This is a genomic window from Sphingomonas naasensis (assembly GCF_004792695.1).
In the GTDB taxonomy this organism is placed as follows: domain Bacteria; phylum Pseudomonadota; class Alphaproteobacteria; order Sphingomonadales; family Sphingomonadaceae; genus Sphingomonas; species Sphingomonas naasensis.
Genome location: NZ_SRXU01000014.1, coordinates 1 through 14,589 on the forward strand (window position 1 = coordinate 1; position 14,589 = coordinate 14,589).

General features: G+C 64.7%; 11 protein-coding genes. 8 read left to right on the plus strand and 3 right to left on the minus strand.

Features of this window, described 5'->3' with window-relative positions:
* Both E5A74_RS20540 and E5A74_RS21050 read right to left on the minus strand, forming a co-directional pair.
* Positions 1–788, minus strand: a 788-nt coding sequence (locus tag E5A74_RS20540) for a hypothetical protein (protein ID WP_206365938.1), incomplete at its 3' end; no start/stop codon positions are given.
* An 86-nt stretch (positions 789–874) separates the two neighbouring features.
* Positions 875–5,689: a calcium-binding protein gene (locus E5A74_RS21050; protein ID WP_166745624.1), complete on the minus strand. Its 4,815-nt coding sequence runs from the start codon at positions 5,687–5,689 to the stop codon at positions 875–877.
* A 327-nt stretch (positions 5,690–6,016) separates the two neighbouring features.
* Between E5A74_RS21050 and uvrA the strand changes: the two genes are divergently transcribed.
* Positions 6,017–8,986, plus strand: coding sequence for an excinuclease ABC subunit UvrA (uvrA, locus tag E5A74_RS20545; protein ID WP_135987501.1), 2,970 nt, complete (start codon positions 6,017–6,019; stop codon positions 8,984–8,986).
* A 62-nt stretch (positions 8,987–9,048) separates the two neighbouring features.
* Positions 9,049–9,900, plus strand: a complete 852-nt coding sequence (locus tag E5A74_RS20550) for a DUF4747 family protein (RefSeq protein WP_135987502.1) — start codon at positions 9,049–9,051, stop codon at positions 9,898–9,900.
* A 573-nt stretch (positions 9,901–10,473) separates the two neighbouring features.
* Here E5A74_RS20550 and E5A74_RS20560 read toward each other — a convergent pair.
* Complete coding sequence (locus tag E5A74_RS20560) at positions 10,474–11,055, minus strand: hypothetical protein (RefSeq protein ID WP_135987504.1); 582 nt, start codon at positions 11,053–11,055, stop codon at positions 10,474–10,476.
* Positions 11,056–11,314: 259 nt separating this feature from the next.
* Between E5A74_RS20560 and relB the strand changes: the two genes are divergently transcribed.
* The 6 genes from relB to E5A74_RS21060 all read left to right on the plus strand — a co-directional run bounded on the left by relB (position 11,315) and on the right by E5A74_RS21060 (position 14,513).
* Complete coding sequence (relB, locus tag E5A74_RS20565) at positions 11,315–11,491, plus strand: type II toxin-antitoxin system RelB family antitoxin (RefSeq protein WP_135987505.1); 177 nt, start codon at positions 11,315–11,317, stop codon at positions 11,489–11,491.
* A complete protein-coding gene (locus tag E5A74_RS20570) occupies positions 11,488–11,763 on the plus strand; it encodes a type II toxin-antitoxin system RelE/ParE family toxin (protein ID WP_135987506.1) in 276 nt (91 codons plus the stop codon). Before relB ends, E5A74_RS20570 begins: the two co-directional genes overlap by 4 nt.
* Before the next feature lie 279 nt (positions 11,764–12,042).
* A complete protein-coding gene (locus E5A74_RS20575; protein ID WP_135987507.1) occupies positions 12,043–12,453 on the plus strand; it encodes a DUF3597 domain-containing protein in 411 nt (136 codons plus the stop codon).
* Positions 12,454–12,780: 327 nt separating this feature from the next.
* Complete coding sequence (locus E5A74_RS20580; RefSeq protein ID WP_135987508.1) at positions 12,781–13,338, plus strand: hypothetical protein; 558 nt, start codon at positions 12,781–12,783, stop codon at positions 13,336–13,338.
* Between the two features lie 471 nt (positions 13,339–13,809).
* Positions 13,810–13,962: a hypothetical protein gene (locus tag E5A74_RS21055; protein WP_166745626.1), complete on the plus strand. Its 153-nt coding sequence runs from the start codon at positions 13,810–13,812 to the stop codon at positions 13,960–13,962.
* A gap of 398 nt (positions 13,963–14,360) precedes the next feature.
* Entirely contained in the window at positions 14,361–14,513 is a 153-nt protein-coding gene (locus E5A74_RS21060; RefSeq protein WP_166745627.1) for a hypothetical protein, read from the plus strand.
* Positions 14,514–14,589: the final 76 nt, after the last annotated feature.

Sequence of the window (14,589 nt, forward strand, 5' to 3'; positions counted from 1 at the left end):
GTCGCACCGCCCGGCCGGCCGGGCCGATCGGGCCGCCCGGCACCGGGCTTGTGCCAATGACCGGGCGGCGGCCCCTGAAACCCGCCTTCGCGCCAGCGCCTGAACGCCTCGGCGCGCTCGCGACGGCGCAGCCGCTCGGCCTCGAGCCGGCGCCGCCACTCGGCGTCGCGCCACTGGTCGCGATGGCGTCCCCAGCCCGAATGGCGCTGCCAGCCATTATCCCAGAGCTGGATCGTGCTCCACAGCATCGGGCTGGTGTCGATCCACGCCTGGCTGTCGACTTCGCGCCATTGCTTCTGCAGCATCGCGCGCAGCAATTGCCGGCCGCGGGCGAAGAGTTCGACACCTTCGCCGAGATGCTCCGCCCCGATTTCGCGCGGCATCGCGCCGCCATCGGGGCCATAGACCACCGCCACCGCCTCGCCGTCGAAGCCGAAGCTCATCCCCGGCCGCACGGCGAGGAACGGCCCCGCATCGCCCGGCGCGAAGAAATAGCTGCGCATGCCGTCGCCGGCTTCCTCGACGACGATGCGATGGCCGTCGGCGAGCTCCCACGCCCAAGGCTCGGCTTCCTCGAACGTAAAGGCATAGTCGGGCGGCGCATCGCCGATCGTCTCCCACAGCGAGTCGGCGCGATCGATGAAGCGATATTCGTCGGGGCTCTCGACCGCGCTGTAGACCGGCGCGGGCGGCGCCTCGTACATTCCGCCGTCATAGGGCATCATGCAGGCCGAGAGCGCGAGCATTCCGCCCATCGTTCCCAGCCGCGTCACGCGCTTCCAGTGCATCGCTGCCTCTCCCCATTTATGCGAGGCAGCATCCGCCCGAGTCGCTGAACCAAAGATGACCGCGCAAGTCCTTGTCCGAAAAGGGATCAGAGCAGGAAATCGCTGCCTGCGAACACCAACCCCGTGGACAGCGTCGTCACCGCGATACTGAAGTCGGCCACGCGGTCTCCGTTGGTATCCGCCTCGACGATCCAGCCGGTGCCGCCCCCGCTGACCCGCAGCTGTCCGGCGATGCCGCCGAACGCGGCCGCGCCGATGAAGGCGAACGCCCCCTCTCCGGCGAGCGCGCCGTTCGCGTCGATCGCGCCGAGGTCGATCAGATCGCCCCTGTCGAAATCGGTGATCGTGTCGCGCGCGCCCGGCCCTTCGAAGACGAAGCGATCGCCGCCGCCGCCACCGGTGAGCCGGTTCGCCCCGGCATCGCCGGCGAGCACGTCGCCATAGCCCGATCCGATGATATTCTCGATCGACACCAGCGTATCCACGCCCGCGCCGCGGGTCAGCTGATCCTCGAGGATCGACAGGTTGATCTCCACCGCTGCCGACGCATCGGCATAGCTCACCGTATCGATGCCGGCGCCGCCGACGATCGTGTCGTCGCCCGCGCCGCCGTTCAGCAGGTCGCCGCCGTCGCCGCCCCACAGCGTGTCATGGCCATCGCCGCCGGTCGCGCGATCGGCGCCGTTGCCGCCGATCAGCCAATCCTGCCCGGCACCGTCGACGAGCACATCGTCGCCGCTACCGCCGTCGAGCTTGTCGTCGCCCTGACCGCCGTCGAGTTGGTCGGCGCCGCCACCGCCGTAGAGGATGTCGTTACCGCCATAGCCACCGATCGTGTCGTTGCCGTCCGCGCCGCTCAACTGGGCATCCCACGGGACTGTCGGCTGGTCCCAGAAACTGTCCTTGAGGGTCAGCCCCTGCGGCGCATAGGCCGGATTGGGCGCGCCGAGATTGAACGACGACAGGTTCGCGGCCAGCACATTTTCGAGCTGGATCTGCCAGCCGAGCGTCGCATGCTGGATGACCGCCATCGAGCCTTGCTGGCGCAGCACCAGAGTCCCCGTTCCGAACGGATTCGCACCAAAAGCCGAGAGGTCGAGCACATCGCCCTGCTCGCCGCCGTTCATGTTGCGAACGAGAAGGCTGCCGGTCAGCGACTGGATCACCAGTTTGTCGCGGCCCGGTTCGATCGGACCGCCGAGATCGATCTGGAACCCGCCGCCGCCGACGATACTTAGTCTGTCGTCGCCCTGCCCGAGCAACACCATGCCGCCCGTAAAGCCCCGTATCGTGACATCGTCGTCGCCCGATCCGCCGAAGACGTTGATCGTTCCGGTACCCGCCGCGTCGATCACATCGTTGCCACCGCCGGCATCGATGGAGGAGCCGCTCGAGCCTCCGGTCAGCGTCAGGCGGTCATCGCCGTCCCATTCGGTGCTGCCGCCGACGTCTCCGGTCAGAGAGAAGACGCCATCCCGCGCCGTCAGGATGTCGTTGCCGTAGCCGCCGCTGAGCCGGTCGCCGCCGCCGGCGGCGGTGATCGTATCATCGCCATCGTCGCCGAACACATAATCGCCATCGGCCCCGCCATCGAGGATGTCGTTTCCGTCGCCGCCATGAATAGAGTCCATACCGGCGCCGCCGAGAACCCGATCATTGCCCTCGCCCGCGTTGATGACGTCGTCTCCGCCGCGTCCTTCGATCACGTCGTTGCCCGCGCCGCTGTCGAGATAATCGATACCCTCGGTGCCGATCATCGTGTTGGGGCCCGCGTCATTGGCGGGTAGCTGGCCGACGATCCGCAACACCCCCGAGCCAAAGCTCGTCTCGGCCAGCACGAACGCGCCGTTGCTGATCAGCATTGCGCTGTCCGCCTCGCCGTCGCCATCCGCGTCGCCGAGCAGCGCGGTGAGCCCACTGCCCGACAGATAGCGATATTCCGCGTTGCCCGCCCCGCTGAAATCGGCTCCGCCGATGAAGACCGTGTTAGGCGGCAAACTTGTCAGCTGGATCGTGTCCTGGCTCTGCAGATCGGTGATCGTCGCGCCGGAAAAGCCGGCGAGGCCCGAAAATGCGAAGGTGTCGGCACCGCCGCCACCGGTGAGCACGTCGCCCATGCCGGTTGCGGCGCCGGCAACCGAGAAGAGATCTCCGGCCGCGCCGCCGACCGCGACATCGGCCATTGCAGTGAGCGCGAAGACCAGCCGTACGTTGCTCGCCGACCCGGCGACGTTGAGGCCGCTGCCGATCCGGGCGCCAAGCTGGATCGTCTCGATGTTGCGCACGGTCAGGCTCGGGCCGCCGGCCTGGGCGAGCAGCATCGCGCCGTCCGTGGGCGTCACCACGAGCGGATTCGAATTGACTGCCTGATCGGTCGTGAAGGCCAGCGTATCGGTGCCGGCGCGCCCGTCTACCGTGCCCGATCCGCCCCCGACGACGAAACCGTCATTGCCCCAGCCGCCGATCAGCTCGTGCGTACCGGCCTGCACCGTCACGGTGAGCGGCGTGGCGGTCAGGCCGCCGGCGCTCAGCGACACGTTGCTGCCGGTGGTGTCGATCACCCGCAACCGTTCGATCGCCGTGAAGCTGGTGTCGAACGCGCTCGATGCGTCGAACAGCCTGCCGTCAAACGCCGTGTAGACATGCGGCCCGGTGCCGAGGTCGAGCAACGCGGCGTCGAGTTCGAGCATGTCGGTCCCCGTGCCCCCGTCGACGCTGTCGATGCCCCGGCTCACCTTGATCGTATCGCTGCCGCCGAGCGCACGAACCTCGTCGGCGAAGGTCGTGCCGAACAGCGTCTCCCCCGCCTCGGTGCCGGTGATCTGCTCGGGCCCCATCACGAGATTCTGCGAGCCGACATAGGTCTCGCGCAGCGTCATCTGGCGATTGGAAAGCGTGAGCACGCTGTCGCCGACGCCGTCGCCATCGGCATCGCCGATCAGCCGCGTCTGGCCCCCGCTCGCCTCGTAGCGGATCTCGCCGGCGACGCCATGGAACGCCGTGGTGCCGATGAAGCGCGCGCCGGTGATCAGGTGCAAGTCGATCAGGTCGTCGCGATCGAAATCGGTGATCGTCGCGCCGTGAAGTCCTGCGAAGGTCCAGAAGGTGAACCAGTCGTTGCCGCCGCCGCCGGTGAAAATATCGCCCGCACCGAGGCCGTAGGGGTCCGAATCGATCTGATTGGCGCCGGTGCTGCCGATGATCGTGTCGGCCAGCGCCGTGCCCGAGAAGTTGATCGCGCGTGCGGCCGCCGAGGCGTCGACTCGCAGCGCACCGGCAGACGTCGCGATCTGAAAGCTCTCGAAGTTGCGCTCGGTCACGCTGGCGCGCCCGGCCTGCGCGAGCGTGGTCGTGCCGCCCTCGTCGCTGATATAGATCGTGGCGCCGTTCGCTGCATTGTCGAGCTGGACGAAGAGAGAGTCGAAGGCGCCGCTGCCGCCGTCGAAACTCCCCGATCCGCCAATCAGAGTGATCTGATCGTTACCAGACCCGGTCGTTACCTGATGCGCGCCGGTGGTGAGGTACATCCAGACATAAAGTTCCGTCGCTCCAGCGTCGAAGGTTAGATTCTCGCCACTGGTCTCGGTCACCGAAATGCGCTCGAACTCGGTGAAGCTGGTGTCGATCAGCCCCGTGGCGTCGGACAGTCGGTCCGCGGTGAGCGTGTAGTGATGCGGCCCCGCCGGCAACGCGACCAGGCCCGAATGGAGCTGCATCAAGTCGCCATAATTCCCCGTGCCGCCCGCGCCGCCGTCGAGCACGTCGTGTCCGCGCGAGAGGTAGATCTGGTCATAGCCGCTCAGCAGATGCACGGTCTCGTCGGCGGTAGTGCCGACAATGACGTCATCGCCCTCGGTGCCGATGATCTGGTCAGGAACGCGACGCAGCACTCCGCTGCCGACGCCGGTCTCGGCGAGCTGGAAGCTGCCCGAAAGCGTGAGCGTGCTTTCGCCGATGCCGTCGCCATCGGCGTCGCCGATCAGCAGCGTCTCGCTGGCGCCGCGGACGAAGCGGATTTCGCCCGCCCTGCCGCTGAACGCAGCGGTACCGATGAAATAGGGCGTCGCCGGCACGGCGAGCAGGCTGATCTCGTCCTGTTCGGCGAAATCGGTGATCGTCGCGCCGCGGAACCCTGCGAAGCTCTTGAAGTAATAGGTGTCCGCGCCGCCGCCGCCGGTGAGCACGTCGCCCGCGCCCGCCGCGCTCGTGCCGGTGGTCACCATGTCGTCGCTCGCGGTGCCGACGAAGCTGTCCGCGAACCCGGTCTGCTCGAACCGCACCGGCCCCGCCGCGCCCGACGCGTCGACGCGCAACCCGCCGCCGATCGCCGCGAACAGCATCATCTCGATGTTGCGCGTGGTCAGGCTTTCCCCGCCGGCGCGCGACCAGATCGTCGCGCCGCCCGATTGCGTCGCGGTCACCGTGCCGCCGTTGACCGCGGCATTGACGGTGAGCGTGAGCCAGTCGTTGCCGGTGCCTCCGTCGACGCTGCCCCAGCCGCCCTTGATGCTGAAATCGTCGTCGGACGTGCCGCCGGTCACATTGTGGATGCCCGCGGCGAGGCTCAGCGTAAGCCACAGCCCCGATGCGCTCGCGTCGATCGTCACGCCCGCCGTGCCGGTGTCGGTGAGATAGATGCTCTCGATCGCGGTGAAGCTCGTATCGATCGTGCCGGAGCCGTCGAAGAAGCGGCTGCCGGTGATCGTGTAGCTGCGCGGCCCGCCCGCTAGCGCGACGTTCGGCGAATAGAGAAACAGCGAGTCCGAGCCTGTGCCGCCGTCGATGCTGTCATGCCCGGCCGTGATGCTGATCGTGTCGCCGTCGCCCAGCGCCGAGATCACGTCGTCGCCCGTGGTTCCCTGCAGCGCGTCGGCTGCCTCGGTGCCAATGATGTTCGCCACAAATCCCCCCCGCTCCCGAATCGGAAGCCGCGCTACGGCCGATAGAACAGGGAGAGTGCGGCCCGAAGGTCTCGCCCGATACGCCGCCGCCCGGACGCTTTCCGTGACGGTGCGCGCATGTTCGCCGATCTTTATTTCATTCGCAAGACCTTGCGCGCTTCTGCTTGCAAGCATGCCGGCGACGCAGCGGACCTTGTTTCGCGGGTACGGGCTACCCAGATGCAGCTCGCGCGTTGACCTCCGGCACGTGCTCCCTATACTCGGAACATAACTGGAACGATCAGGCCTCCGTATGCTTACTCACATCACACAGCATGGATGCTTCCAATGCTGACTCACATAAGCGTCCGCGGCGCGCGCGAGCATAATCTCAAGGGCGTCGACATCGACATCCCGCGTGACACGCTGACGGTGATCACCGGCCTCTCCGGCTCGGGCAAATCCAGCCTCGCCTTCGACACCATCTATGCCGAGGGCCAGCGCCGCTATGTCGAGTCGCTCTCGGCCTATGCCCGCCAGTTCCTCGAGCTGATGCAGAAGCCCAATGTCGAGCATATCGAGGGCCTCAGCCCCGCCATCTCGATCGAGCAGAAGACCACCAGCCGCAACCCGCGCTCGACCGTGGCGACGGTCACCGAGATCTACGACTATATGCGCCTGCTCTGGGCGCGCGTCGGCGTGCCCTACAGTCCGGCCACCGGGCTGCCGATCGCCGCGCAGACCGTCAGCCAGATGGTCGATCGCGTCCTCGCGCTGCCCGAGGGCACCCGCCTGCTCCTCCTCGCCCCCGTCGTCCGCGGCCGCAAGGGCGAGTATCGCAAGGAGCTCGCCGAGTGGCAGAAGGCCGGCTTCCAGCGCGTCCGCATCGACGGCGAGACCTATCTGATCGAGGACGCCCCCGCGCTCGACAAGAAGTACAAGCACGACATCGAAGTGGTGGTCGACCGCCTCGTCGTCGCCGACAGCATCGCCACCCGCCTCGCCGAAAGCTTCGAGCAGGCGCTCAAGCTCGCCGAGGGGCTGGCCTATGTCGATCTGGTCGATACCACGGTGGCCGAGCTGACCGGCGGCAATCGCGTCGCCGAGGCCGCGCAGAAATTCCAGGCCGAGACCAACGTCACCGGCGGCGCGATGAAGGGCGCCGGCATCCCCGACAACCGCATCGTCTTCTCCGAGAAGTTCGCCTGCCCGGTCAGCGGCTTCACCATCCAGGAGATCGAGCCGCGCCTGTTCTCGTTCAACGCCCCGCAGGGCGCCTGCCCGGCGTGCGACGGGCTCGGCGAGAAGCTCGAGTTCGACGAGGACCTCGTCGTCCCCAATCACGATCTCACGATCAAGAAGGGCGCGATCGTCCCCTGGGCCAAGTCCAACCCGCCCTCCCCCTATTACATGCAGGTGCTCGGCAGCCTTGCCCGCGAGTTCGGCTTCAACCTCGACACGCCGTGGAAGGACCTGCCCGGCGAGGTCCGCCTGATCATCCTCCACGGCACCGGCGGCAAGCCGGTCACGCTCACCTTCGTCGACGGCCGCAAGTCGTATGACGTCAAGAAGCCGTTCGAGGGCGTAATCGGCAATCTCAACCGCCGCATGCTACAGACCGAGTCCGCGTGGATGCGCGAGGAGCTCAGCAAATATCAGGCCGCGCACCCCTGCGAGACCTGCCACGGCGCCCGCCTCAAGCCCGAGGCGCTCGCGGTCAAGATCGCCGGCGAGGACATCAGCCACGCCACCCGCCTCTCGGTGGTCGACGCGCTCGCCTGGTTCGAGAAGCTCCCCGCCACGCTCACCGATCAGCAGCGCGAGATCGCCCGCGCGATCCTCAAGGAGATCGACGAGCGCCTCGGCTTCCTCAACAATGTCGGGCTCGACTATCTCAACCTGAACCGCACCTCGGGCACGCTCTCGGGCGGCGAGAGCCAGCGCATCCGCCTCGCCAGCCAGATCGGCTCGGGCCTGTCGGGCGTGCTCTACGTCCTCGACGAGCCGAGCATCGGCCTCCACCAGCGCGACAACGACATGCTGCTCGCCACGCTCAAGCGCCTCCGCGATCTCGGCAACACCGTGCTCGTCGTCGAGCATGACGAGGACGCGATCCGCACCGCCGATTACGTCATCGACATGGGCCCGGGCGCCGGCGTCCATGGCGGCGAAGTCGTCGCGCGCGGCACGCTCGATCAGGTCCTCGCCACGCAGGGCTCGATCACCGCCGACTATCTCAACGGCACCCGCGAGGTCCCGCTGCCCAAGAAGCGCCGCAAGGGCACCGGCAAGAAAGTGACGGTCCACAACGCCACCGCGAACAACCTCACCGGCGTCACCGCGAGCATCCCGCTCGGCACCTTCACCTGCATCACCGGCGTGTCGGGCTCAGGCAAGTCGAGCTTCACGATCGACACGCTCTATGCCGCCGCCGCGCGCCAGCTGAACGGCGCGCGCCTGCTCGCCGGCAAGCACGACAAGATCACCGGGCTCGAATATTGCGACAAGGTGATCGACATCGATCAGTCGCCGATCGGCCGCACCCCGCGCTCGAACCCGGCGACCTACACCGGCGCCTTCACGGCGATCCGCGACTGGTTCGCCGGCCTGCCCGAGGCGCAGGCGCGCGGCTACAAGCCCGGCCGGTTCAGCTTCAACGTCAAGGGCGGCCGCTGCGAGGCATGCCAGGGCGACGGCGTGCTCAAGATCGAGATGCACTTCCTCCCCGACGTCTATGTCACCTGCGACGTCTGCCATGGCGCCCGCTACAATCGCGAGACGCTGGAAGTGAAGTTCAAGGGCAAGAGCATCGCCGACGTGCTCGACATGACCGTCGAGGACGCGGTCGAGTTCTTCAAGGCGGTCCCGCCGATCCGCGACAAGATGGCGATGCTCGCCGAAGTCGGCCTCGGTTATGTCAAGGTCGGCCAGCAGGCGACGACGCTGTCGGGCGGCGAGGCCCAGCGCGTCAAGCTCGCCAAGGAACTCGCCCGCCGCGCCACCGGCAACACGCTCTACATCCTCGACGAGCCCACCACCGGCCTGCATTTCGAAGACGTGCGCAAACTGCTCGAAGTGCTCCACGCGCTGGTCGAGCAGGGCAACACCGTGGTGGTGATCGAGCACAATCTCGACGTCATCAAGACCGCCGACTGGATTTTGGATCTGGGGCCCGAAGGCGGCGTCAAGGGCGGCGAGATCGTCGCCGAAGGCACGCCGGAAGACGTCGCCAAGGCGCCGCGGAGCTATACGGGGAAGTATCTGGCGCCGTTGCTGGTGCGGGGGAAGGCGGCGAAGGAAGCGGTGGCGGCGGAGTAGGTCTATTTGACCTTTCTATAAAACTCTGCAGGTTGGCGCGCTCTGATAGGGGGAGGTTCAAAATGGCGCGTCGGATTAAGATTTCGTCGGGTGTCCTGAATGTTCGCCTTCACCCGCACCCCGAAGGCATCTACGGGGAATTTATTGAAGCTATTTATCAGCTCCGGAGGCCGGTTCGCATTCGTGGCGACCGCTATGCAATGCTTTCGCTCTTGAGCCGAACCGAGGCCAACGATGGAATCTATACTGGCCTCATAACTACTTTCACTAAAATTGACACTACAGAGCCGTGGTTTGATACTGATAATCTGAAGGAAGCTTCTGAGAAGGATATCTCAAGGATTTCGATCCCAGATAGCCTGCATCCCAATGCCACCTCTTTTCACTTTCTGTTCGACGCGCGTCGGCATCGGTTTTACGTTCAGACCTACTCGAAGGGTAGAACGCTATCCGTTCGGTCGGCTCAGAGAATGTTGGGTGGCTTGGCGGCCGATCTCGCGATTACGCGCAGGTTCAACGAGGCGGTAATTGACATCGTTCAGAGTAAAGCTGGGCTGGAAGCGGTCTTCGCCCTCACGGTGATCAAGAGGGTCACAGTGACCCTTACAAAGCCAAATGCCGACGTTTTTGACGATGATTTTGATGAGAATATCGAGGGCTTCCTTGAAGAACTTCACAGCAAGAAACTTACGCTCATAGTGGAAGCGGAACCCCGCCAATCGATCACGCCGAACGAAGGCCTGCGCAGAGTAAGTCGCTCGGCCTTGGAGCATGGCTCGGTAAAGACCGAGGGAAGGGATGAGCAGGGAGCGACGCAGCGCTCCACAGACGACTATCCTGAAGACCTTCACGACAAGTATGATCCTGACGCAGTGTCAGAAACTCACGCGTTTCGCCAGTTGACCGGACGCTAGGATGACCAGTCCGAAAGCAAGATCTCAGTTAACGACGTTTTTCAGGTTTTTGAAAACGTACTTTAGTGACTACGGAGGTATTTCCGCCGTAATCGGATCGCCTCTTTTTTTGCTATCGGCTATGATTAGCCTTATTTCATATAACATGTGGCTGAACCGGGAATGGACCGATCTTTCCATGTCGGTTATTCCAAATCTTCTGGGATTTAGCCTAGGAACCTATGCATTGCTTTTTAGCCTTATCTCGCCTCGAATAAGGCTGGCCTTAAAGTCTTTAAGAAATAAAAATAATGTTCGATACTTGGACGAAATGAATGCAACTTTTTTGCATTTTATCATGATGCAAGTGATATGTTTTATTTGGGCATTTCTTTACAAACAATCTCTGTTTGTAGACATATCTAAATATGTCGCCCATATTGCCCCATCCAAAATTAACATCTTCCCTGCACTATCAATTGCCGGAAGTGCTATTGGGGTTTGTCTACTATTATATTCTATATTGCTAGTGATCGCCGCCTCGATCACCGTGTACAGAATTGCAAAAATAGTCGACCCTGATCAGAGTTGAAATTATGCAGCTTTTGGAATTATATCTTTCCACATCGCATTGATCTGGGCAATATCGGCTTGGAGGATGCTAGATGACTGATTGGTGATGCAATCCTCTTCATATAAACGCTTCTGCCGAAGATCTAGGATTTGAAATTTTACTTTTCTGAATTTATCTTTTGCGAGTTCGCTTCTAAGCATAAAAAGACCTGCGCCTGCAGCTTGACGCGTGAGCTTGGGCAAATTGGTAGCCCAAAGATACGTGACATATGATACTGCCCCGCAGTTATACGCCAGCTCTGGCGTAAGACGAACACCAAAATTCATTTCCGGCGTCTTATAGCGCCCAGTGGGGCGCTCGGCCTCGGCGACCGCGCCTATTTGCGCAATCCACCAATCCACAAAGTGGTTCGCCATTTGTACATTGTGGTTACGCTCGGAATCTCGCTTAATGGACTGCAGTTGCGAAAGTATGGAGGATGCCGGGGTTTCACCCCGCGCCACTTCACGCGCCGCTAGCTTCATACGCTTGTAGAAGTCGTATCCACCGGTTCCGTTGTGCATGCGTTGGAGCAGCCCGAACTTTCCCTGCGTGGTCGCCATGAGGCTAATTTTGAGAAATGTAGTAAATGATAGATCATCCATGACAACTTGATACCACGTATTTCGCACTTTCGGAATGCACCCGCCATGCCCCACCTCCCCACCAACCCCGCCCATCTCGGCCTCTCCGCCAGCGCCTCGGTCGAGTCCAATTACGGTGACAGTGCACTAAATTGCCATCACCCCGCCCCGGCACCGAACACCGCCTGCGCTGATCGGCCTCCTTTCCGGCCATGGCGAGGTGCGCTATATTCGCCGCATGCCCAAGCTCTCGCCCATCGAGTCCGAATTCGCGACGACCGAAGAGGCTGAGGCCTATGATGCGTGGTTCCGCGCCAAGGTCGAGAAGGCGATGGCGTCCAAAGAGCCGAGCATCCCGCATGCTGAAGTCATGGCCGAGATGCGGGCGATCATCGAGCGTCACCAGGCAAAGTGAGGTTCCCGGTCGTTTGGCGGCCGGAGGCCCGTCAGGCGCTGCGCGACATCATCGGTTACATCGCCGAGCGCCGCCCCGCCGCCGCGCTTCGGCTAGGCGATGCCATCGAGCATACAGCCGATCGCCTGCCCGATCATCCGCACCTCCACCGTCCCGGCCGCGTCGCCGGCACCCGCGAGGCGATCGTCCATCCCAACTACATCCTCGTCTATCGCGTGACGGACGTGATCGAAATCGTCGGCGTTCTCCACGCCCGCCAGCAATATCCCTGATGCCGCCGCCCGCGCCGATCCCGCGCGCGCTCCCTGTTCTCCGCGTCCTCCGCGCCTCTGCGCGAACCCAACTTCTTCGTCACCCGGACCTGTTCCGGGGTCCACCGTGCCGCATCGGAAAGGCGCCTCCGGCTTCTCGCCCAGCCGCACCGTGGATCCCGGCACAAGACCGGGATGACGAAGCAAATTTGACCGCCCCGCCCCCTGAACACCCGCGCCCGCCGCGCGTTCTTCCTCCCGGCAGGGCCGCCCTTCGGCGCCAGTATCAGGAGCATCCCCATGAGCATCTTCGGCAAGATCAAGGACGCGATCTTCGGTCATCCCAAGGCGCAGGCCGCGCCCGCGCAGGCGCCCGGCCAGCCCGCTCCGGCCCAGGCGCCGGCGATGCCCCAGATCCAGCAGCCCGCCGCGCAGGCCGCCCCCGCCCAGCCGGTCGATGTCGAGTCCGTGCTGATGGTGTTCGAGACCGAGCGCGGCACCGCCGATCTCAACTGGCGGACCTCGATCGTCGACCTGATGAAGCTGATCGGGCTCGATTCGAGCCTCGACAACCGCAAGGAGCTCGCCACCGAGCTCGGCTATACCGGCGCGACCGACGGCAGCGCCGAGATGAACCTCTGGCTCCACAAGGCCGTGATGCGCGAGCTCGAGAAAAACGGCGGCAAGGTCCCCGCGGGGCTCAAGGACTGAGAATTCTCACCCAAAGCCACGAAGAAGCAGGATTGATTCACGCAAAGGCGCGAAGACGCGAAGATCGCAGCCCGCCGCGGCAGCGGCAGGTCCGTGCAACGCCAGCCTCACTGCCGCTCCGCGGCGAAGGCGCGACGCCGTCTTCGCGTCTTCGCGTCTTCGCGTGAACCACCTTCTTCTCGCCTGCATTTCCTCCTCCGCCGTTCCTGTTCAGGACGCGGCCTAACCCCCTCGCCCAACACCCCTCTTTGCCGCGCCGCGCCCGCTTGCTACGCCTGTGCCACGACCCGCGCGCATCGATGCGGGCATGTCTTTGGGGGAATATCCATGAAGCCGCCGCATCTGCTCGCCCTCGCCGCGCTCGCGCTGGCGCCCGTGTCGCTTGCCGCCCCTGCCGCCGCCCAGACCGCGCCCGCGCCGGCCGCCCCCGCCGTCTGGACCAGCTTCACGCCGCCCGAGGGCATGTTCACCGCGCAATTCCCCACCACGCCCCAGCGCAGCGAGACCCCCGTCGCCGAGGGGCCGGGCTCGCCGGGCAAGGTCTTCCTGTTCACCAGCGCGAGCCCGGAGGGCGTGTTCCTCGCCGGCTGGGCCGCCTACGAGCCCAATTTCAAGTTCGACGATCAGGCCGAGCTCGCCGCCAATCGCGACAATTTCGTCAAGGGCACCGAGGGCAAGCTGCTCGCCAGCCGCGCGATCAGCCTCGGCGGCGCGCCGGGGCTCGAGTTCGACGTCGAGAAGCCCGGCATGTGGATGGGCCGCGCGCGCGTCTACATCCTCGCCGGCAAGCCCTATCAGCTGATCGCGATCAACGGCGGCGCGACGCTCGACGCCGCCAAGGCGAGCAAGTTCTTCGCCTCGTTCAAGCCGCTGCCGGCGCGCTGAGCGACCGAAGGCCTTGCGTTCGCGCGGGAGCCGAACCGCAATTCCTCCCTCGCGCAGCGGGGGAGGTGGCACGCGAAGCGTGACGGAGGGGGCCTCGCCGCGAGCGAAGCGCCTGTGGCGAGGCCCCCTCCCCCACGCACTGCGTGCGCGGTCCCCCTCCCCCGCTGCGCGAGGGAGGAATTGTCATCCCCTGCTACCGCCTCGCGCGTTCCCGGCTCTGCCCTGAAAGGAAGACCGGACGCGCCACGTGGCCGACGCCGCCGCCCCGCCCCTTGCGCAACCTTCCCCGGCTCCCCATCTTAACCACAGGCGCCCGCCGCGATGCGGCTGTTTCCCTCGAGGGAACCGCGGCGCCTCTCGCCCTTTATTCCGCATGCGGGGACCGCGACGCCAACCGGCATCGCGCGATTTCCGTGCATCCGGCCGGCACGTGCCGCGCAGGGGCTTCACAACCACAACACAGGAACTTGAATGAACTTTTTTACCCGTATCGAAGAAACCCAGATCACTCGCGGCGCCGGCAGGGCGTTCGACGCTTTCGTGCCGCCGCATCGCCGCCTCTTCCCGATCGAGCCGTGCCCGCGCGAAGTCGCCCGCGCCGCCGTTCGCGAAGTGCTCGGCTGATCTTTCTGCCTGGGGGCGCGGCGGATCGTCGTGCCCCGGCTTGCACAATAGGATTTGCGCTGCTGCAATCGGCGCGCGGACGTTTCGGCCGTTCCCCCGGGGCCGCCGAAAATGTCCTACAGCTTTGCGCAACAAAACTGCGCGGGCACGCAATAGTCGCGAACTTCTATCGCGACTCTTGCGACTCTGGACCCGACAAATCCTACAAATAACCCGGCGCGATTTCCTACGGCGCGCCGTGCCCCGCTCCCTCGGGATTCATGCCTAAGGCCCAGAATCGATTCGGGAATCGGCGCTGGCCATGCTAGAAATCGACTCACCATCGGCTCCCGTTCGTTCGTAAGCGCCGATGGCTGAGAGACGTGCGCTCCCGCTTACCGGCACCCAAGGAGCTTGCCATGGAACTCGACTATCTGATGCGCCGACACGCGGATGCGACGGCGCGCGCTGCCTCGGCCCTGTCCGCCCCCGCCCGCATCGCGCATCAGCGCATGGCGCGCGGCTATGCCGATCGCATCGCCGCCGAGAAGCGGAGCGTTCCCGCCGAATAGAACCGCAGCGGACCGGATTTGGCCAAGCCGCTTGACCCCCCGCCTTTGTGGAAACACAAGGGATATGCCGCCGGGG